This is a genomic window from Pseudomonas sp. BF-R-01 (genome assembly GCF_019946615.1).
Lineage (GTDB): Bacteria > Pseudomonadota > Gammaproteobacteria > Pseudomonadales > Pseudomonadaceae > Aquipseudomonas > Aquipseudomonas migulae.
Genome location: NZ_JAGYFX010000110.1, coordinates 1 through 19,147, shown reverse-complemented (window position 1 = coordinate 19,147; position 19,147 = coordinate 1). Strand labels below are relative to the sequence as shown.

General features: G+C 61.9%; 21 protein-coding genes. 6 read left to right on the top strand and 15 right to left on the bottom strand.

The genetic code is table 11. From position 1 onward, the window contains the following. Positions 1 to 144: 144 nt before the first annotated feature. From KGB27_RS26735 to nirS, 11 genes are read right to left on the bottom strand one after another with little or no spacing between them, the layout of a single operon-like run. A complete protein-coding gene (locus KGB27_RS26735; protein WP_223556961.1) occupies positions 145 to 1,635 on the bottom strand; it encodes a cytochrome D1 domain-containing protein in 1,491 nt (496 codons plus the stop codon). Continuing rightward, entirely contained in the window at positions 1,632 to 2,471 is an 840-nt protein-coding gene (cobA, locus tag KGB27_RS26730) for a uroporphyrinogen-III C-methyltransferase (protein ID WP_223556958.1), read from the bottom strand. Before cobA ends, KGB27_RS26735 begins: the two co-directional genes overlap by 4 nt. 52 nt (positions 2,472 to 2,523) lie before the next feature. Beyond that, complete coding sequence (nirJ, locus tag KGB27_RS26725) at positions 2,524 to 3,702, bottom strand: heme d1 biosynthesis radical SAM protein NirJ (RefSeq protein ID WP_207286766.1); 1,179 nt, start codon at positions 3,700 to 3,702, stop codon at positions 2,524 to 2,526. Between the two features lie 26 nt (positions 3,703 to 3,728). Beyond that, positions 3,729 to 4,232, bottom strand: coding sequence for an Lrp/AsnC family transcriptional regulator (locus KGB27_RS26720; RefSeq protein WP_008043669.1), 504 nt, complete (start codon positions 4,230 to 4,232; stop codon positions 3,729 to 3,731). Then, positions 4,207 to 4,650 carry an Lrp/AsnC family transcriptional regulator gene (locus KGB27_RS26715; RefSeq protein ID WP_008034421.1) on the bottom strand — a complete coding sequence of 148 codons (444 nt, stop codon included), beginning with the start codon at positions 4,648 to 4,650 and terminating at the stop codon, positions 4,207 to 4,209. Before KGB27_RS26715 ends, KGB27_RS26720 begins: the two co-directional genes overlap by 26 nt. Next, a complete protein-coding gene (locus tag KGB27_RS26710) occupies positions 4,643 to 5,158 on the bottom strand; it encodes an Lrp/AsnC family transcriptional regulator (RefSeq protein WP_008034419.1) in 516 nt (171 codons plus the stop codon). The genes KGB27_RS26715 and KGB27_RS26710 overlap by 8 nt, the downstream gene beginning before the upstream one ends. Next, positions 5,155 to 5,613 (bottom strand): Lrp/AsnC family transcriptional regulator, encoded by a 459-nt coding sequence (locus KGB27_RS26705; protein ID WP_223556956.1) that lies wholly within the window; start codon positions 5,611 to 5,613, stop codon positions 5,155 to 5,157. Before KGB27_RS26705 ends, KGB27_RS26710 begins: the two co-directional genes overlap by 4 nt. A 1-nt stretch (position 5,614) precedes the next feature. Beyond that, positions 5,615 to 6,793 (bottom strand): cytochrome D1 domain-containing protein, encoded by a 1,179-nt coding sequence (locus KGB27_RS26700; RefSeq protein WP_207286764.1) that lies wholly within the window; start codon positions 6,791 to 6,793, stop codon positions 5,615 to 5,617. Next, positions 6,790 to 7,116: a c-type cytochrome gene (locus KGB27_RS26695; protein ID WP_223556954.1), complete on the bottom strand. Its 327-nt coding sequence runs from the start codon at positions 7,114 to 7,116 to the stop codon at positions 6,790 to 6,792. Before KGB27_RS26695 ends, KGB27_RS26700 begins: the two co-directional genes overlap by 4 nt. Positions 7,117 to 7,132: 16 nt before the next feature. Further along, a complete protein-coding gene (locus KGB27_RS26690) occupies positions 7,133 to 7,447 on the bottom strand; it encodes a c-type cytochrome (protein WP_223556952.1) in 315 nt (104 codons plus the stop codon). A gap of 24 nt (positions 7,448 to 7,471) precedes the next feature. Continuing rightward, positions 7,472 to 9,040, bottom strand: a complete 1,569-nt coding sequence (gene nirS / locus KGB27_RS26685; RefSeq protein WP_223413864.1) for a nitrite reductase — start codon at positions 9,038 to 9,040, stop codon at positions 7,472 to 7,474. A 313-nt stretch (positions 9,041 to 9,353) separates the two neighbouring features. On the opposite strand from nirS, the gene KGB27_RS26680 reads away from it, so the two are divergent. The 3 genes from KGB27_RS26680 to KGB27_RS26670 are packed head-to-tail and all read left to right on the top strand — an operon-like array spanning position 9,354 to position 10,996. Then, complete coding sequence (locus KGB27_RS26680) at positions 9,354 to 10,157, top strand: CbbQ/NirQ/NorQ/GpvN family protein (RefSeq protein WP_223556951.1); 804 nt, start codon at positions 9,354 to 9,356, stop codon at positions 10,155 to 10,157. Further along, positions 10,141 to 10,728, top strand: coding sequence for a cytochrome c oxidase subunit 3 family protein (locus KGB27_RS26675; RefSeq protein WP_223437162.1), 588 nt, complete (start codon positions 10,141 to 10,143; stop codon positions 10,726 to 10,728). The genes KGB27_RS26680 and KGB27_RS26675 overlap by 17 nt, the downstream gene beginning before the upstream one ends. A 10-nt stretch (positions 10,729 to 10,738) precedes the next feature. Beyond that, positions 10,739 to 10,996, top strand: coding sequence for a cytochrome C oxidase subunit IV family protein (locus tag KGB27_RS26670; protein ID WP_223556950.1), 258 nt, complete (start codon positions 10,739 to 10,741; stop codon positions 10,994 to 10,996). Between the two features lie 940 nt (positions 10,997 to 11,936). Here KGB27_RS26670 and KGB27_RS26665 read toward each other — a convergent pair. Next, entirely contained in the window at positions 11,937 to 12,485 is a 549-nt protein-coding gene (locus KGB27_RS26665) for a cysteine hydrolase family protein (protein ID WP_223556949.1), read from the bottom strand. Positions 12,486 to 12,586: 101 nt separating this feature from the next. On the opposite strand from KGB27_RS26665, the gene KGB27_RS26660 reads away from it, so the two are divergent. The 3 genes from KGB27_RS26660 to KGB27_RS26650 all read left to right on the top strand — a co-directional run bounded on the left by KGB27_RS26660 (position 12,587) and on the right by KGB27_RS26650 (position 15,731). Beyond that, positions 12,587 to 13,585 (top strand): GlxA family transcriptional regulator, encoded by a 999-nt coding sequence (locus KGB27_RS26660; protein WP_223556948.1) that lies wholly within the window; start codon positions 12,587 to 12,589, stop codon positions 13,583 to 13,585. 288 nt (positions 13,586 to 13,873) lie between these two features. Beyond that, positions 13,874 to 14,983 carry a DUF3182 family protein gene (locus tag KGB27_RS26655; protein WP_223556947.1) on the top strand — a complete coding sequence of 370 codons (1,110 nt, stop codon included), beginning with the start codon at positions 13,874 to 13,876 and terminating at the stop codon, positions 14,981 to 14,983. Next, positions 14,973 to 15,731: an alpha/beta hydrolase family protein gene (locus tag KGB27_RS26650; protein WP_008044043.1), complete on the top strand. Its 759-nt coding sequence runs from the start codon at positions 14,973 to 14,975 to the stop codon at positions 15,729 to 15,731. Before KGB27_RS26655 ends, KGB27_RS26650 begins: the two co-directional genes overlap by 11 nt. 103 nt (positions 15,732 to 15,834) lie before the next feature. On the opposite strand, the gene KGB27_RS26645 is transcribed toward KGB27_RS26650, so the two are convergent. Genes KGB27_RS26645 through KGB27_RS26635 form a run of 3 tightly spaced genes read right to left on the bottom strand, consistent with a single transcriptional unit; the run spans position 15,835 to position 18,897 of the window. After that, positions 15,835 to 16,821 carry a lysylphosphatidylglycerol synthase domain-containing protein gene (locus tag KGB27_RS26645; protein WP_223556946.1) on the bottom strand — a complete coding sequence of 329 codons (987 nt, stop codon included), beginning with the start codon at positions 16,819 to 16,821 and terminating at the stop codon, positions 15,835 to 15,837. After that, the gene (gene clsB, locus KGB27_RS26640; protein ID WP_223556945.1) at positions 16,808 to 18,103 is read right to left on the bottom strand and encodes a cardiolipin synthase ClsB; all 1,296 of its coding nucleotides are present in this window, start codon (positions 18,101 to 18,103) and stop codon (positions 16,808 to 16,810) included. Before clsB ends, KGB27_RS26645 begins: the two co-directional genes overlap by 14 nt. Beyond that, positions 18,100 to 18,897 (bottom strand): endonuclease/exonuclease/phosphatase family protein, encoded by a 798-nt coding sequence (locus tag KGB27_RS26635; protein ID WP_223556944.1) that lies wholly within the window; start codon positions 18,895 to 18,897, stop codon positions 18,100 to 18,102. Before KGB27_RS26635 ends, clsB begins: the two co-directional genes overlap by 4 nt. Positions 18,898 to 19,147 lie beyond the last annotated feature (250 nt).

The window sequence follows — 19,147 nt, the reverse complement described above, 5'->3', positions numbered from 1 at the left end:
GAGGGCATGGCGAGCATTAGCGAGCCACCGAACGAAAGGGGCAAGAGCCCTTGGTTACTTGGGGCTCTTCCAAGTGACTCGCCGTAAGGGCGAAACCGCCAGCCGCCATCACCAAAAAAACGGATATACACCCAACCCCAACCCCTAATGCGAAGTCCCCTCCACAAACTCGATCTTGTTGCCAACGTTGTACTTGCCCGACGGCTTGTTCATCGGGATACGCTTGATCTCCTCAAGCGTGCCACTGTCATAAACAATCAGCGCCCCATCGGTGGCCCAAATGCTCAGCAGCAAATGCCGACCATCGCGAGTGAACTCGACGTGCGCCGCCGTCTTGCCAGGCATCGGACGCAAGGTACGAGCGATTTCCAGGGTCTGTTTGTCGATCAAATGAATCGCATCGTTGTCCGGCCCGAAGAACACATCCGTCCAGGCATACCGCGAATTGACGTGACTGCGCATGAAAAACCCCGGCCCCAACGTCGGGATTTCCTTGATCAGCTTCCAGGTCTTGAAATCGATGACCGAGATCAGCCCCTTGCTGATGTTCGGCGTGGCAAACACCCACTGACCGTTGCGTTTCCAATAGGTCCCGGACCCCAGGTGCGGCATGCCCGGCAACGGAATGTCAGTGACCACCTTGCCACTGTCGAGGTCGATCACCTGACCACCCTTGGCCTTGCGCGACGTGGCCAGCAACTGCTTGTAGTCCGGTGAAAAGGAAAAGTCGTCGAACATGTCCTCAGCCTCGATCCGTCGCGGCTCGAAGTCCGGAGTCCCGGCGCTCGACAGTTCCCAGACCTCCTTCACGTCCTTGAGCGCGACGATGAAACTGTCCCGTGGCGGCGCGGTGTAGACCGCGCTGACCCGTGACGCCGTGCCGTCCTGGCCGATGGCTGGAATGGTTTTGACCAGCGACAGATCGCGGGCATCCAGCACGACAAGATTGCCCGGCAAATAGTTACCCACCAACACCCAGCGACCATCCTTGCTCACCGCCAGGTTACGGGTGTTGAGCCCGGCGCGGACCTCGGCGATCAGCTTCAGGTTGTGCAGGTCATACAGGCTGATCCAGCCATCGCGCGAGGCGACGTAGACGAAGCGCCCGTCGGGTGAGAACTTCGGCCCGCCATGCACGGCAAAGTGCGAGGTAAACCGCGCCAGCACTTCGAAACGATCGCCGTCGAGGATGTTGATGTGGTGATCGCCAGCTTCCACCACCACGAACAGGTTCAGCGGATCGGCGCCATGCTGGGGCGTGGTGGGCAGCTTGCTGATGTCGGCGAGCATCGAGTGACTGCCGCGAATCTCGTCGTTGCTCCAGGTCGGCGGGGTGGCGGGCGGTTGCTGAAGGTAGCTCACCAGCGCGTCGATCTGCGCCGGGTTGAACACGTTGGCAAACCCGGCCATCTGGCTTGCGGGGCGGCCGTTCTGGATCACGCTGCGGATTTCATCGGGTTTGATCCGGCTCAGACTCTCTGGCAACAACGCCGGCCCGGTACCGCCGAAACGGTTGGCGCCATGGCAGCTTTGGCAATGCTGGCGGTAGTCGTTCGCGGCGTGTTCAAGTGCCGGATCAGCGGCGCCAGCGACAGCACTGACCCATAACAACGGCAGCAGCAGCCCGCGCTTCATAGCGCCACCTTGCCGTGCCGTTGCAACGCCTGGACAGGATAAAAGCGCGCCGGGTATTCCATCGGTTGTGCCGCGAACAGATCGACCACCTTGCCGATCACCGTCAGCGTCGGGATACCGGGCGGGCACTCCAGCGCCAACGTCGGCAGTTGGTGCAACAAACCACGGGCAACGTGCTGGTCGGGTCGCGTGCCGTTGCTGATCAGCGCTGCCGGTGTGTCGGCCGACAACCCGGCCTCGATCAGGTGCTTAGCGATAACCCCGAGGTTCGATAAGCCCATGTAAAACACCAGGGTCTGGCTGCTGTCGGCCAGATCGCGCCAAGGCAGTTTCAACTCGCCGTCGTGTTGCAAGTGGCCGGTGATGAATCGACAGGAATTGACCAGGTCCCGGTGCGTCAGCGGGATGCCGGCGTAAGCGCTGCACCCGGACGCGGCGGTGATGCCCGGCACCACCTGGCAGTCGATGTTGCGCTGCAGCAGATACTGCAACTCCTCGGCGCCGCGACCGAAAATGAACGGGTCGCCACCCTTGAGCCGGACCACGCGTTGCCCTTGCTCGGCAAGGTCGGCCAGCAGCTCGTTGATTTGTTCCTGGGGCAGGCTGTGGCAGCCGCTGGCCTTGCCGACGTAATGCCGGGCGCAAGTGAGGGGGATCAGCGTCAGCAGGTCGGGGCTGATCAGACGGTCGTAAACCACGGCGTCGGCCTGCATCAACAGGCTCCAGGCGCGCAGGGTCAGCAGGCGTGGATCGCCGGGGCCCGCGCCGACCAGGGCGACTTCGCCCGGTCTGAACAGGGACGCAAGTGCGGCCGGTAAAATAATCGATGGGTACATGGGACGTCCTTGGTTCTTCATCAGGTTGGCCGGGGCTTGCCAGGCGGATGCTTCAGTGCATGACGCAAGGGATTGTCGTGATGGGCGGCACACCGATTTCTTCATCGCTGAGGTGGCAACCGGGGTCCTGCCCCCACAGATCGCCTTCGGCCCAGGCGCGGGTTCGGGTGTTGCCGTTGCAGATGTCCAGCCAGCGGCATTGGCCACAGCGGCCGCCGACGGCGCGCGGATGCGCCCGCAGCTGCTGCAACAAGGTGTCCGGCCGGTCCAGCCAGAGCGTGCGAAACGGCGTGTGCCGCACGTTGCCCACCGAGTGCTGCCACCAATAGGTGTCCGGGTGCACTTCGCCGGTGTTGTCGATGTTGGCGATGCCGCTGCCCGAGGCATTGCCGCCCCAGGCGCGCAGCATGTGTTCCAGGCGCGGGTAATGTTCGGGCAGATGCAGCCCTACCCATTGCAGCAACAGAACTGCGTCGGCATCGTTGTTGCCGCTGACGAAATCGCTGTCGCGACCCTGCGCGATGTCTTCCCAGGCGCGTTCGAAAATCTGCGTCATCGCCTCGCGGCTCATCTGTTGCCGGGCGTCGAGCTGGCGGCTGCGTTTGCCGCGACCGCTGTAGTTGAGGTGTGACAGGTAAAACTTTTGCACGTCGTACTCGCGCATCAGCGCCAGCAATTGGGGAAGCTGCGCATGGTTTTCCTGGGTCAGGGTGGTGCGCAGGCCGACCCGAATACCTTGTTCGCGACAAAGGCGGATCGCCCGCATGGAACTGGCAAAACTGCCCTTGAGTTGGCGGAAGGCGTCATGGGTGGCTTCCAGGCCATCGATGCTGATCCCGACATAGTCGAAATTCGCCGCGCGGATCTGCGTGATGTTGTGCTCATCGATCAGCGTGCCGTTGGTGGACAAGGCAACAAAGAAACCCTTGGCGCGGGCGTAGGCGCTGAGCACAAACAGATCATCGCGCAGCAGCGGTTCACCGCCCGACAGGATGAGCACTTTCACCCCGGCAGCGCGCAGATCATCGATCACGCTCAGTGCGGCGGGCGTATCCAGTTCATCGCGAAAGACACTGTCGGCTGAGGTTGCGTAGCAGTGTTTGCAGGTCAGGTTGCAGCGCCGCAGCAGGTTCCAGATCACCACGGGCGGCCGGTTGCTGCCCGGTGGGCTGGTTCTGGGGGCGGGCGCCTGGCCGGCCAGCGCACGCAGGTATTGGCTGATCCTTAACATGCAACTCTCCTTGAGTCGGCGCGCCTTCAGTGCGTTGCGGGTGGCAGGCGCAATCCGGTTTTTTTCAGGATGCGGCTGCTCACCAGCATCTCGTCGGCGGCACAGGCATCGCCCAGCAAGTAGCGCAGGTGTTCGCGGTAGCTGTCGATTTCCTCGCTGCTGCGACCGTGCACCATGGCAAACAGGTTGTAGCGCCAGTCCTCACGGCGCGGGCGTCGATAGCAATGGCTGACGAAGGGCTGCGCACCGATCAGCGCGCCGAGGCGCGGCATGTCGGCGTCGCGCACATCCCAGACCGTCATGCCGTTGTAGCGATAACCCAGGCGATAGTGGTTGGGGACGGCGGCGATGCGCCGGATGGCGCCCTCGGCCTGCAAACGCTTGAGCAAGTCCAGGGTGGATTCGATGCTCAAGTCCAGCTGCTCGGCGAGCCAGGCCCAAGGGTCGTCCAGTAAGGGCAGGCCGGTCTGGGTCAGCTCGATCAGGCGATGGGCCAGGGTGTCTTCAGACCGGGAAATACAAACCGACATGGTAGGTCTCCTCTTTGGGCAGATTCAGCAGCGGCAAGCCGGTCAGGGATTCAATGCGCTGCAGGGTCTCGGCAATGCCTTGTTCGGTCGGGCAACCGAGCACAAACCACATGTTCCAGGGGTGTTCGCGTCGATAGTTGTGGGCCACTTCCGGCAGGGCGTGCAGTTGTTCGGCGACGTCTTCGAAGCGTTCTTCCGGCACTGCCAGCGCCGCGAGCGTGAAGGCACCGCCCAGCCGTTCAATGTCGAACATCGGGCCGAAGCGCGTGAGCACGCCGTCTTCCAGCAGTGCGTGGAGCCGATCGAGCAGTTCGCTGCTGCTGCTTTGCAGTTCGGCGGCCAGTACTTTCCAGGGATGGCGCACCAGCGGCAGGCCCAGTTGCAAGCGGTTGATCAGTCGACGGTCGAGGTCATCCACGGTCGGAGGCTCCTGTTGATGAAGGCGCAAAGCGCCCGCCGCATTGTTTGAAGGCGTGGGTGCTGAACAGCAGTTGGTGGGGCAGGTCGCTCAGCAGGTGTTCTTCGAGCAGCGCCTGAATGTGCGCCGCGACTTGATCGCGCTGGCGACCGTGAACCATGCAGAACAGGTTGTATCGCCAGTCAGGCAGGCGTCGCGGCCGCTGATAGCAGAGGGTGATGCCGGGCGCTCGCCCAAGGCGCTGGCCGACTTCGTCGATCAACGCGTCCGGAATGTCCAGCACCAGCATCGCGTTGGCGGTAAAGCCCAGCGCGCGATGGTTGAGCACCAGGCCAACCCGGCGGAACAACCCTTGCTCGTGCCACTGGTGCATTTGCGCGAGCACCTGGTTTTCCTCGGCGTTGATCCGTTCGGCGAGTGCCTGATAAGGACGCGAGACCAGCGGCAACCCGCCTTCCAGGTGCCGACGCAGGGCCAGTGCCTGTTTGGGATTCAACGGCGCTTTCATCGGTTTTCTCCCAGGGCAAAGCCGAGGTCGATGCGGTAAGCGGTCAACATCGGCAGGTCCAGCGGGGTGAGGCCGGTGTCGTACTCCAGTTCTTCGAGAATGCGCTCGATGTGTTGGCGATCGGGGCCGGTCAACACAAACCACAGGTTGTAGTGATGCTCGCGCGCGTAGTTGTGATTGACCTCGGGGTATTGGCTGACGCGCTCGGCGACCTGATGCAGGCGTTCGGCGGGCACGGCGAGGGCGGCGAGGGTGCTGGCGCCGGCACGGCTGTGGTCGAACACCGGACCGATCCGCGACAAGGCCCCGGCCAGTTCCAGGCGTTGCAGGCAGGCGATCACTTGCGACTCGCTGCAACCCAACACCTGGGCCATTTCGAGATAAGGTTCCGGACACAGCGGCATGCCATGCTGGAAGCGATCAATCAGTTGGCAGGCAAGCAGGTCGAGGTCCATTTCAATAGCCCATTTTTTGTGCGCGGCTGCTGAAGAAGATGCCGCTCGGCGCGGTGGCCGGCAGGGTGCTCAGCTGTTTCAGGCTGTACGGGTCCCAGACCTGAACCTGATTGCCGTCGCGTAACGACAGCCACAGCTGATCGCCGCGTGCGGTGAATTCCATGTGCAGCACCGCCGGGCCCGGTCGCAGGTCGGCGACCACGGCGTGGGTTTCGGTGTCGATCACCTGGACCCGATCGTTGTCCGGGTAGGCGAAATTGACCCACAGTTGCCGACCGTCCGGGCGCGAGGTGACGAACACCGGTTGGCCGGCCACGGGGATCACGGCGCTCTGCTGCCAGGTGCGCGAATCCATCACCAACACTTGATGGCGACCGACAGCGGGGACGAAGGCCTGATGGTCGGCGACGGCCCAGCCCTCAAGGTGCGGCATTTTGTAGACCGGCAGTTTTGCCTGGCCGCGTCCGTAATCACCGAGCACCCGCTTTACCCCACGCTCGGGATGCCAGAGGTCGAGTTGCGCCATGCCGTCTTCGCCGAACAGGCCGGCCATGTAGTAGCGCCCGTCCGGGGTGATCAGCGCGTCGTAGGGTTGCTCGCCGATGTCGGTGAAGCGGCTGATCTGCGGGGTGGTGCCCTGGCTGAAATCCAGGGTCCAGATCTCGCCGGTGTCGAACAGGCTGAACACAAAACGCTGGCCGGGCGCGTCGACCAGGCCGACCACGCGGGAACGCTTGCTGCCATCGGCCAGCGGGGTAGCGGGAATGTCGGCCACCAGCTGCAAGGTCTGTGCATCAAAGACCTTGACCCCGCCCGGCACATAGTTGGAGACCGCGATCAGCTTGCCGTCCTGACTGATGGCGCCGCCGATGCTGTTGCCGCCCTGGATCACTCGGTGATCGATGCGTCGGGTCAGCAGGTCGATCTTGCTCAGACCACCGTCGCGGCCGAACACATAGGCATAGCGCTGGTCGCGGGAGAACACCACCGAGGCGTGGGACAGGTCGCCCAACCCTTCGAGCCGGGCCAGCGAAGTACGGTTGTCGCTTTCGATGATTTGCAGGCTGCCGGTGGCGCGTTCCACTACAACGCCCAAGTCGCCGGTGCCACGCAAGGGTGGCTGAGCGCAGGCGGACAATAACAGCCCGGTCGCCGCTGACAGCAGGATTGAACGGATCATGGTGCGGGATATCCCTGGCGTAGAAGATCGATCAGCCAACGGATGTCGGCGGTGCTGAGCAGCGGGGCCCAACCGGGCATCGCGGTGCCGGGCCGGCCATGGGTGACGGTGGCGATCAGGCTGTCCCTGGACTTGCCCGCCAGCGCTGTGCGGGTCAGTTCGGGGCCGAGGCCGCCGGTCATGTGCAGCCCATGGCAGGCGCCGCAGTCCTGGGCCAGCAGGTGTTCGAGTTGCGCCTGACGCTGGGCGTCGGGCGCGGCAACCGTGGTTGCGCAAATGAGGAGGAGGGCCGCCAGAACCAGAGCCTTTCGAAAAATCATCATGGCGCCCTCCAGGCGGTTATTTGAGTGTCAGGACCCAGGTCGCGAGAATCTTCGCTTCCTCATCCGTGACCGGGTTTGCCGGCATCGGCATCGGTCCCCAATTGCCCTGTGTGCCGTTTTTGATATGACTGGCCAGGGTGTCCGCGGCCCCGGCTACGCCCGCATTCTTGGCTGCTACATCCTTGAGTGCCGGGCCAACCAGTTTGGTGTCGATGGAGTGGCAGGCGGCGCAGGGTTTGCTTTTGAACAGCTCCAGCGCGTCCTGGGCCATGGCCGGATGCACGCTCAGCGCAGCGGTCAGGGCGAACAGTGAAAGCAGAGTATTTTTCATGGTGTTTCCTTGCATTGATTGAGCTCAATAGATGTCGTGTTGGGTGTTGTAGACGTTGAACTTTCCGGTGGGTGTGATCAGTCGTTTGTCCTTGATGACTGACTTGAGCTTCAGGGTTTTATCGTCGATCACCACCAGCGCCGATTCGTCGGCCTGACCGCTCCACACGGAGAACCAGACTTCATCGCCGGCCTTGTTGTATTCCGGTTGCACGACGCGCATCGCCCCTTGCTTGATGCCCGCGTATTCGGCGATGGGCAGCACGGTATAGCCGGCGTCGAGCTTGTCGATATTGAACACCGCCACCGACTGACTGAGTTTTGCGTCCGGGTTGAGGGTGGTGTCGACGTACAGGTGACGGGAGTTGGGGTGGGTCTTGATGAACAGCGATCCACCGCCCTGGCCCTTGATCGAGGCGACCTGTTTCCAGGCGTATTGCGCGTGTTTGACCGGGTCGGTGCCGATCAGCGAGATGCCTTCGTCGCCCAGGTGGCTGGTGGCCCAGACCGGTCCGTAGGTTGGGTGGTCGAAGTTGGCGCCGCGCCCAGGGTGCGGGGTTTTGCCGACGTCCACGAGCGCGGTCAACTTGCGCTCCTTGGAGTCGATCACGGCGACTTTGTTGGAGTTGTTGGCGGCGGTCATGAAGTAGCGGTGCGTACTGTCCCAACCGCCGTCATGCAGGAACGGCGCGGCGTCGATGGAGGTGACGGTGAGGTTCTTGATGTCCTGGTAATTGACCAGCATGACCTTGCCGGTTTCCTTGACGTTGACGATGAACTCCGGCCATTCGTGGGACGCGATGATCGCTGCGACACGCGGCTCAGGGTGATATTCCTGCTTGTCGACGGTCATGCCGCGTGTCGAGACGATCTGCTTCGGCTCCAGGGTTTCGCCGTCCATGATGGTGAACTGCGGCGGCCAATAGGAACCGGCGATGGTGTACTTGTCCTCGTAGCCCTTGAATTTTGAGGTCTCGACCGAGCGCGCTTCGATGCCCACTTTGACTTCGGCGACTTTAGTCGGCTCCACCGGCCACAGGTCGATCATGTCGATCCGGGCGTCGCGGCCAATCACCAGCAAGTAGCGGCCCGAGGCGGAGATCCGCGAGATGTGCACCGCATAACCGGTCTCGATCAGCTTGACGATTTTCTTGCTGTCGCCGTCGATCAGGGCAATCTTGCCGTCATCGCGCAATGTCACCGAAAACAGGTTGGGCAGGTCGAGTTTGCTCAATTGTTTTTTCGGACGATCCTCGGGTTTGACCAGCACCTTCCAGGTTTTCAGCGTCTCGGCCATGCCCCATTCCGGTGGTGTCGGCGGCGTGTGCTGAACGAACTTGGCCATGGCCGTGATTTGCTCCTTGGTCAGGGCATTGGACGTCCCCCAGTTCGGCATGCCTGCCGGTGAGCCGTAGGTAATCAAAGCCTCCAGGAACGGTTGCCCGCGCGACTGGGTGATGTCCGGGGTCAGCGGCTTGCCGGTCGCCCCTTTGCGCAGCACGCCGTGACAGCCGGCGCAGCGCTGGAAGTAGATTTCCTTGGATGAATCGAACTCGGCCCGGCTCATGTCGGGAGCGCCAGCGGTTTTGACCATGGGCGGTGAGGCGGCGGGCTCGTTGGCTCTGGCTGCGTGAGACACCGCAAAGGCCAGTGTCGAACACAGGGTGGCGACGGTCAGAGCAAACGTTTTTCTATTGCTGATCAGCATTCCATTTCTCCTCAGGCAAGACCTTTGCGATGCGCTGGAACGACAGCGCAGGACGCAGGTTCTTAGTGCGCTGCAAGGCTATGCCCGAGCAGGCCAATGCCCGCTTGACGGCGATCAAGTTTGTCGGCCATGTCACTTGCCAGGTTGTCGCAGGGGTCCGTAGCGTGTCCCTCAATTCTGTTGTTGAATCAGGTGCCCCATGGACCATCTCCCGTCTGGCGAACACAAGGCCGAACCCTTCTATCAACCGCTCAACAATGAGGAGGCGCTGTTCGAGCAGGCCTGGCAACACGGCATGCCGGTGCTGATCAAGGGGCCGACCGGTTGCGGCAAGACCCGTTTCGTCCAGCACATGGCGCATCGGTTGAACCTGCCGCTGTACACCTTGGCGTGCCACGACGACCTGAGCGCGGCTGACTTGATCGGTCGCCATCTGATCGGTGCCCAAGGCACTTGGTGGCAGGACGGACCGCTGACCCGCGCTGTGCGTGAAGGCGGCATCTGTTATCTCGACGAAGTGGTCGAGGCGCGCCAGGACACCGTGGTGGTGTTGCATCCGCTGGCCGACGATCGTCGCGAGTTGTTCCTGGAGCGCACCGGCGAGGTGTTGCAGGCGCCGCCGTCCTTCATGCTGGTGGTGTCCTATAACCCCGGTTACCAGAACCTGCTCAAAGGCATGAAACCCAGCACCCGACAACGCTTCGTGGCGATGCGTTTCGATTACCCGCCGGTGGCCGATGAGGAGCGCATTGTTGCCCGCGAGGCTCAGGTGGACAGCGCGCTGGCAGCGCAAGTGGTCAGGCTGGGGCAGGCGCTACGGCGGCTCGATCAGCATGATCTGGAGGAAGTCGCTTCGACGCGGTTGCTGATTTTCACCGCACGAATGATCCGCGCCGGCATGAGCCCGCGTGAGGCGTGCATGGCCTGCCTGGCCGAACCATTGAGCGACGATCCGCTGACCGTTACGGCGCTGATGGACGTGGTTGATGTCCACTTCGGTTGAGCCCGGCGGCGTTGCGCCCAGGCATTTGCCGGGCGATCTGGCGATGTGGTTTTTCATTCTGGCCGAGCTGTCGGTGTTTGCCATTCTGATTCTGGTGTTCGCCGTGACCCAGGCACTCAAGCCGCAGCTGTTCAGCGAAAGCCGTCTGTTGCTGAACACGTCGACCGGTCTGGCGATGACCCTGAGCCTGCTCACCGCAGGGCTGTTCGCGGCGCTGGCGCAGGCGCAAGTCAGGCGCTCACGGCCTCGCCACGGTGCTGTCTGGTTGCTGGCGGCGTTGCTCGTCGCCAGTGTCTATGTGGTGTTGAAAGTCACCGAGTACCGACACTTGCTGGCCTCGGGGCTGGGGATGGAGCACAACACGTTTTTCACGCTGTACTGGATCCTCACCGGGTTTCATTTTCTTCATGTGTTGCTTGGCATGTTCATCCTCGGATGGCTGGCCGAGCGTTGCCGTCGTGGGTTGTACGACGCCAGTAATCGCAGCGGATTTGAATCCGGCGTGTTGTATTGGCACATGGTTGATCTGATCTGGGTGGTGTTGTTTCCGCTGGTTTACGTGCTGGGTTGATGAGGTTTTCATGTCTGCTTCCAGGTTCTTGTTTGTCTGCTGGGCAGCGCTGGCCACGCTGAGCGTAAGCACTGTGTTGCTGGCGCAGTCGGGGGCGACTGGGGTGTTGTCCGTGGCCATTTTGCTGGTGGCGGTTGTCAAAGCCTGGTTGATTACTGATGGCTTTATGGAAATGCGCCATGCGCCGCGATTGTGGCGTCGGTTGTTGGTGGGTTGGGCGTTGGTGTTGGCGGTGGTTGTGGGGGGGATGTTGGTGGTGGTTGATTGAGTACATATCCGTTTCTGTGGTGATGGCGGCTATTGGTTTCGCCCTTACGGCGAGTCACTTGGAAAAGCCCCAAGTAACCAAGGGCTCTTGCCCCTTTCGTTCGGTGCCTCGCTAAGGCTCGCCATGCCCTCGCTCCGGTCCTGCTCCGTGGGCCCGCCGCGATCGGCCATCCTTGGCCGTGCGCGGCTAACCCGGCATCCATGCCGGGTTGCCCACTGCGCAGAACCTGCGCTCGGCCTCTCGAGGGGGCGCTCAGATCAAAAGCGGAAGGCGAGCTAACGCTCGGCCTGATGAGTGGTGAAAAGCAAAAGCGTACGCAGGCCCCCTGTAGGAGCCGGCTTGCCGGCGATAGCGGAGGGTCAGTCAACGTATGTATTGGCAGGACAGACGCTATCGCCAGCAAGCTGGCTCCTACAGGGGAAATGCGTATGTATTCGGAACGCACACGATCAATTGTAGGAGCCGGCTTGCTGCGGGCGGCGTTCCGACGATAGCGGTGGGTCAGCCGCACATTTATTGACTGGACGGATGCCATCGCCAGCAAGCCGGCTCCTACAGGGGAGTGGTGCACACGTCCGGAATGAGTGAACGCATCAAAAAAGGACAACGCGGACAACTGAAGAGCCAGGTCGGCTTTCAGGCCGCCTCGGCGGCTGTGGCGGTGGTCGCCCCCTCGAGAGGCCGAGTGGAGGTTCTGCGTAGTGGGCAACCCGGCATGGATGCCGGGTTAGCCGCCCCCGGCCAGGGATGGCCGATGGCGGCGGGCCCACGGAGCAGGACCGGAGCGAGGGTATGCCGAGCCTTAGCGAGGCACCGAACGAAAGGGGCAGAAGCGCTTTGGTTACTTTCGCGCTTTTCGAAAGTGACTCGCTGTAAGAGCGAAACCAATAGCAGCCGTTACCGCAGCAACGGATATGTACTCACCTCACCTCACCTCACCTCACCCAGCCAGAAACTCGCCAGTAGACACCACACGAGCATAGGCAAAACCCAACGCCGACATGAACGCGGCATGAACATGGGCCGCCGGAACCGTAAGTCCGTTGAACTCCAGATCCCGCGAGGCACAGGCGTCATGAATGACAGTGACGGCGTAACCCTTGTCGGCGGCCGCACGGGTAATGCCGTCGACGCACATGTGACTCATGCTGCCAACCACCACCAACTCCTTGATACCCTGCTCATCGAGAATTGACTGCAATTCAGTTTCGCGGAACGAGTTGACGAAGTGCTTGAGCACCACCGGCTCGTCGGCGCGGTTCAGGACTTTGGGATGCAGCTTCGCGCCCTCGGAGCCCGGGGTGAAGAAGGGCGCTTCGTCGGAAGTGAACTCGTGGCGAATGTGCACCACCGAATCACCGGCATCACGAAAAGCTTTAAGCAGACGTACGGCGTTATCCGCAGCCGCGTCGGCGCCGACCAGCGGCCACTTGCCCTGGGGGAAGTAGTCGTTTTGGATATCAACTACGATGAGTGCTTGCTTGGCCATGACTGTTTCCTCGAAGTGTGTGTGGGTGTGGAATGAAGTATTGGCTCTGGCGGACCGTCCGAGGATTGGCCGCACCGACAATAGAAGGGGGAAAACTGACAATGGACGCACAAAGGCCAATCGCCGAGCTGGGTGTGCTGATATATCCCGGCGCGCAGATGGCGGCGGTGCACGGGCTGACCGACTTGTTCGGGGTGGCGAACCGGATTGCCGCCGACTATCAAGCGGCGCAGTTGCCGCTGTTGCGGGTCAGCCATTGGCAGGTCGATGGTGATCAGGCGCCCCAGCGCATCTACGACAGCCATCCCGCGCCGGACGGCGCATTGGTGGCGGTGTTGATCCCGCCGTCGATTGCCGGTTTCTCCGAAGGCCAGGCGCCGCAAGGCTTGCTGCGCTGGATTCGTCAGCAACACGCACAAGGCGCAACCCTCGGCGGTGTCTGCGTGGGCTCGATTCTATTGGCTGAAAGCGGCCTGCTCGACGGCCGCAGCGCCACCACCCACTGGACGTCGGCCAAGGCGTTCGCCGAGCGTTATCCGGCGATCAAGCTCAAGGCCGATACGCCGATCGTCGATGACGGCGACTTGATCACCACCGCCGGGTTGATGGCCTGGTCCGAGCTGGGTTTGCGTCTGGTCGACCGATTGCTGGGGCCGAGCATCGCCACCGGCACTGCGCGGTTTCTGGTGGTGGAACACAGCGACAGTGCGAGTGAATGTGGCAGCAACTTTTCACCGATTCTCAGCCACGGCGACGCCTCGATTCTCAAGGTACAGCATTGGCTGCAAAGCACCGGCGCGACCGATGTGTCGCTGGCGACCATGGCTGAACGGGCAGGGCTGGAAGAACGCACCTTCCTGCGCAGATTTCGTGCTGCAACCGGGCTCAAACCCACCGAGTACTGCCAGCACCTGCGGGTCGGCAAGGCCCGGGAAATGCTTGAATTCACCAACGGCACCATCGACCACATTGCCTGGACCGTCGGTTATCAGGACCCGAGTGCCTTCCGCGCGACGTTCAAGAAGATAACGGGGTTGGCGCCGAGTGATTATCGGGCGCGGTTTGGAGTTTCGCCGACCGCCGTGCTCCGATCCCTGTAGGAGCGAGCCTGCTCGCGATGGACGTTAACGATTACGCGAATTGTCTGGATGAAAGCGTCGCTCTCAGGTTCATCGCGAGCAGGCTCGCTCCCACAGTTTGATCTTTGCAAGGCGTTGATCGTGCAAAATGCCAGAGCTGAAATGAGTGTCGTGCAGAATGAGACAGGCCCAGTGCTATCACCGATTCGGCAACTGATTGAATTGCCGATTATTTCAAATCAGCCGCCGTTGGCCTGATCCCTGCACCCCTACAACTACATTCATCAAGCGCCGATTGAAGGGGGACGCATGACCCCAACAAACCGCAAGAAACTGGTGGTCGCCCATTCGGTGCGGCCCGACGCGCCACAGCACGAAGTCGAAACCAATCACGCATTGGCCCGTTGGCTGGCGCAGGTTCTCGGGTTCAAATTCGGCGGCAGCTACGACCCCGAACACCACAGCGGTCGTGATCTTTATCTGCTGCCGACACAAACCATTGTCGGCGCTGCGGCCGCGCGGCAATTGGGCGTCAAGGGCCCGGAGGATTTGTGGGGCGGCTACGTCGAGCATGATTTCATCTGCACCAAAGCTATCAGCCACGGCTTGCGCAACAAAAACGCTTTTGCTCCGCACGGCTGGTCGCCGTTGTTTTGCGAACGGGTGCGCAGCGTGGTGCTTGAGGGGCTCAGCGTGTTCTCCCTCGACGATGCGCGCCCTGCGGCGGAGCATTTGCTCGATAGCGGACCGATTCGCCTGAAACCGATCCATGCCTGCGCCGGGCGCGGTCAGGAGGTGATCCAGAGCCTCGACCAATTCGATGCGATCCTCGACAGACCCGATGCCAAGGCGCTATTCACCGAAGGTGTGGTGTTGGAGCAAGACCTGACCGAGGTGGTGACCCACAGCGTCGGCCAAAGCTTCATCGGCGGCACTGTGTTGAGTTACTGCGGTGATCAGTACCTGACCGCAGACGGTCATGGCGAGCAGGTTTATGGTGGTTCCAATCTGCTCGTGGTGCAGGGCGGTTACGACGAACTGCTCGAACTGCAACTGCCCGACGACGTGCGGCTGGCCATCCGCCAAGCGCAGGTGTTCGACCGTGCGGCGGACGAGGCCTATCCCGGTTTCTATGCCTCGCGGCGCAACTACGACATCGCGCAAGGCCTGGACAGTAACGGCATACAGCGCAGCGGCGTGCTTGAACAGTCCTGGCGCATGGGCGGTGCCAGCAGCGCCGAAGTGGCGGCGTTGCAAAGCTTCGTCAACGACCCGCAGATGAGCGCGATCCGTGTGTCCTCGGTGGAAACCTACATCGATCAAGCGCTGCCGGCGGACGCCATCGAGGTGTACCGCGGGCCGGCGCACAACAGTGAATTTCTCCTCAAGTACGTAACGGTCAAATCCTATGACGGCTAGAAGCGAAACCATTCAGATCGACATCGACGATGAACAGATGAGCGGGACTTTTCTCAGCCCCAAATCGAAGGTCCCCGGCGTGCTCTTCGTGCACGGTTGGGGCGGAAGTCAGGAGCGTGATCTTGAACGGGCCAAAGGCATCGCAGGTCTGGGCTGCGTGTGCCTGACGTTCGACTTGCGCGGGCACACCGGCGGCACCGGCATTCCACTGACGCGGGTTTCCCGCGAAGACAACCTGCGAGACCTGCTGGCGGCGTACGATCGATTGCTCGCGCATCCGGCGCTCGACACCTCGGCGATTGCCGTGGTCGGCACCAGTTATGGCGGCTATCTGGCTGCGATTCTGACCTCATTGCGCCCCGTGCGCTGGCTGGCGCTGCGGGTGCCGGCGTTGTATCGCGATGAGCAATGGCACGCGCCCAAGCGCGAACTGGACAAGCTCGATTTGCGTGATTACCGCAGCACGCTGGTGCGCGCCGACAGCAATCGTGCGTTGCATGCCTGTTCGCAATTTACCGGGGATGTGCTGCTGGTGGAGTCCGAGACGGACGACTATGTGCCCCACGCGACCATCATGAGTTACCGGGCGGCGTGTCAGCAGACGCACTCGCTGACCCACCGCATCATCGACGGCGCCGATCACGCGTTGAGCGAGCCGGTTTCGCAGCAGGCGTATACGTCGATCCTGGTGGACTGGATTACCGAGATGGTGGTGGGTGAGCGGTTGAGCATTATCCAGTCGACGTAAGATCGGCGGGGATGCCTTCGCGGGCAAGCCTCGCTCCTACAGGAAGCGCGCGAACCCCGTAGGAGCGAGGCTTGCCCGCGAAGGCGTCCTTACAACCACCCAATCACTTGGGCTTTTTCGCAATCCGCAGCGACTTGGCCTTGGCCTCGACAATCAAATACATCACCAACGTAATCAACAACGGCAAGATGAAGTAAATCGCCCGATACGCCAGCAACCCCGCCACCAGGCTCCCCCGCGAAGCCTCATGCTGCAGCAACGCCACAAACACCGCCTCCAACACCCCGAGCCCCGCCGGAATGTGCGTGATCACCCCGGCAATCGCGCTGATCAACAACACGCCAAGCACCAGCGGATAATCCAGCTTGCTCGGCAGAAGGGTGAAGATCACCGCCGCCATCAGCGACCAGTTCAGCGCCCCGAGCGCCAGTTGCAGCACCGCCATGCGCAGGGACGGCAGGTTGATTTCGACGCCGCGAATCGCCCACTCTCGCCGCTTGGAATACTGACAGGCCGCCAGGTATCCCGCGCTCACCAACAGCAACAAAACCCCCACGCCCTGCAACGCACCACTGCTGAGTTTCCAGCCCGGTGGCATGCGCACCAGCCCGCTGCTGAACATCGCGCCGGCAATCACCATGTAGCCGAACCAGTTGGTCGCCAGGCTCAGGCCGAGGATTTTTGCGATGTTGCTTTTGCTCACGCCGAGCCGCGAGTAAAGCCGATAGCGCATGGCAATGCCGCCGACCCAGGCACTCAGGTTGAGGTTAAAGGCGTAGCTGATGATCCCCACTGGCAGGATCTGTTTCCAGGTCAGGTCCTGACGAATATAGGTGCGGCCAATCAGATCGAAACAGGCGTACACCAGAAAACTCACCAGCGTCAGCCCGGAGGCGATGATCAGCGTGCGCACCTTGAAATCGGCGAGGGTGTCGAACACCTCGTTCCATTCGATGCGTTGGGCCAGCATCGTGAACAGGATGATCAGCGCCAGGAAAAACAGCATCGTCAGCGGTTTCTTCCAGCGACTCCAATGCGACTTGTGCGGGCTGTCGGCGTGAGGCGCCGAATGGGTTTCAGCGCGGTTCATGGTGATCGCCCCCGGCGAGGTGGGTGAAGGGCTTCAGGCGTGGCTTGTGTGCCGGCAGCCAACCGGCCCACGCCGGGAAGTGCCGCAGGAAGTGAAACACCAGAAAACCGACGGTCATGTGCCAGATCCGTCCGCGTGGGGATGTGTCCGCACACATGGCTTTGCAGTGGTTGTCGCTCAGCCTCTCGAGGCGTTCGAACAAATCGCGGTTGAAGGCGCGATCGCGGATCAGCACATTGGCTTCCAGGTTCATCGCCAGGCTCAGCGGGTCGAGGTTGCTCGAGCCGACGGTGCTCCAGTCTTCGTCCACCAGCGCGACTTTGCCGTGTAGCGGGCGCTCGCAATATTCGTGAATCTGCACCCCGGATTTGAGCAGGTAGTCATAGGTCATGCGCGCCGCCAGTTTGGCCACCCTCATGTCTGGCTGGCCTTGCAGGATCAGTCGCACTTCGACGCCTCGCCGCGCGGCGTTGCGTATCTCGCGCAGCAAGCGATAACCGGGAAAGAAATAGGCGTTGGCAATCACCACGCGACGCTGGGCGCTGCGCAGGACATGTCGATAAACCTCTTCGATATCGCTCTGATGATCACCGTTGTCGCGGTACACCAAACGGACCTGGCCATCGTGATTGTTGAGCGCCAGTTCCGAGCGCCGCTGCCGCCGGCGTTGCCACCAGTATTTGGCGCGGGCCGGGCGACCGCTTTGCAGCAGGGCGAAATGATGAATGTCGGTCACCGCCGGGCCTTGCACTTCAACCGAGTAATCCTGTTTGGCCTCGGGGCCGAAGTCGGCCAGATGGTCGGCGGAAAAGTTGATCCCGCCGATGAACGCAATCGTGCCGTCGACCACCACGATCTTGCGGTGCAGGCGCCGGAACCAGTTGGTGCGGATACCCAGACGCTTCGGTGCCGGGTCAAATATTTGCAGGTGCACGCCGGCCTCGCTCAACGCGGTGAGGTAATCGGTGCTCAACTCGCCACAACCAAACCCGTCGAGACTGGCGGTCACCCGCACGCCGCGTTGAGCCGCGTCGATCAGCACGTGCTGCAGCTCTTCGCCGACCTTGTCCTCGAAAACGATGAAGGTTTCCAGGAGGATTTCAGTCTTGGCCTGGCGCATGGCTTCGAACACCCGCGGGAAATATTCTTCGCCGTTTTCCAGCAGTTCCACCCGGTTGTTGCCCTGCCAACCGTATTCAACGTCGACCACGCCGGGTTCGCGCACCGGCGGGTTGGTGGGTACGTGATCCACGGTGGTTTTTTCCATCGGTGCGCTGCTCATAGCTCGATCTCCACCGATAGTGGTGCGTGGTCGGAAAGGTGGGACCAGGGCCGCGCCGCCAGGACTTGCGGATGGCTGGCCTTGAGGTTGCGCACGTAGATGCGGTCCAGGCGCAAGGCCGGCAAGCGCGCCGGAAAACTGCGCGCCGGTTTGCCGTGGAGTTCGGCAAACACCTCGCGCAAACCACAGGGCTTGAGCATTGCGTCGGCGCGCTGACGCCAGTCGTTGAAGTCACCGGCGACAATCACCGGCGCGTCGCTCGGCAATTCTGCGAGGCGTTGGGTCAGCAGCTTCAGCTGGTCATTGCGATGGGTTTCGCGCAGCCCCAGATGGACGCAAATCGCGTGCACCTCCGGGCCATCGACGGGCAAGCGCAATACGCAATGCAGGATGCCGCGGTTTTCGTGTCCGCTGATGGACACGTCGAGGTTGTCGTGGCGAATGATCTGGAATTTCGACAACAGCGCATTGCCGTGATCGCCTGCCGGGTACACCGCGTTGCGTCCGTAGGCGAACTGCGGCCACAGCGTGTCGGCGAGGAATTCGTACTGCGGCATCGTCGGCCAGTTGCTGTAACGCTGGGGATGGTGCTCGTGGGTGCCGTGGACTTCCTGCAAAAACACCACGTCGGCGGACACGCTGCGCACGGCTTCGCGCAATTCCGGCAGGATGAAACGCCGGTTGAGCGCGGTAAAACCCTTGTGCGTGTTGACCGTCAGCACGGTGAAGCGGCGTACGGCGTTCACGGTTCCTGACGAGTCATCGTCGGGGTTGAACTGCTCGGCGCGGTTCATGGCGACACGCCTTGTGCTGCAGGCTCGCCGGAGGCAAAGAAGCGCCAAGCTGAAATACCGCTGTGAATCGCCGCCATGTCGCCTCCCGTCTGAGGGTCCCCGTTTGCCCCTGTCTTTTGATGACTGCGGGGCAAGCGAGAAAGTTTCGACGGGACTACAGACGGTACAAACCTTGAATGGACACACGGACCTGTAGGAGCCGGCTTGCTGGCGATAGCGGTGTGTCAGTCACATCCATGTTGAATGTGCC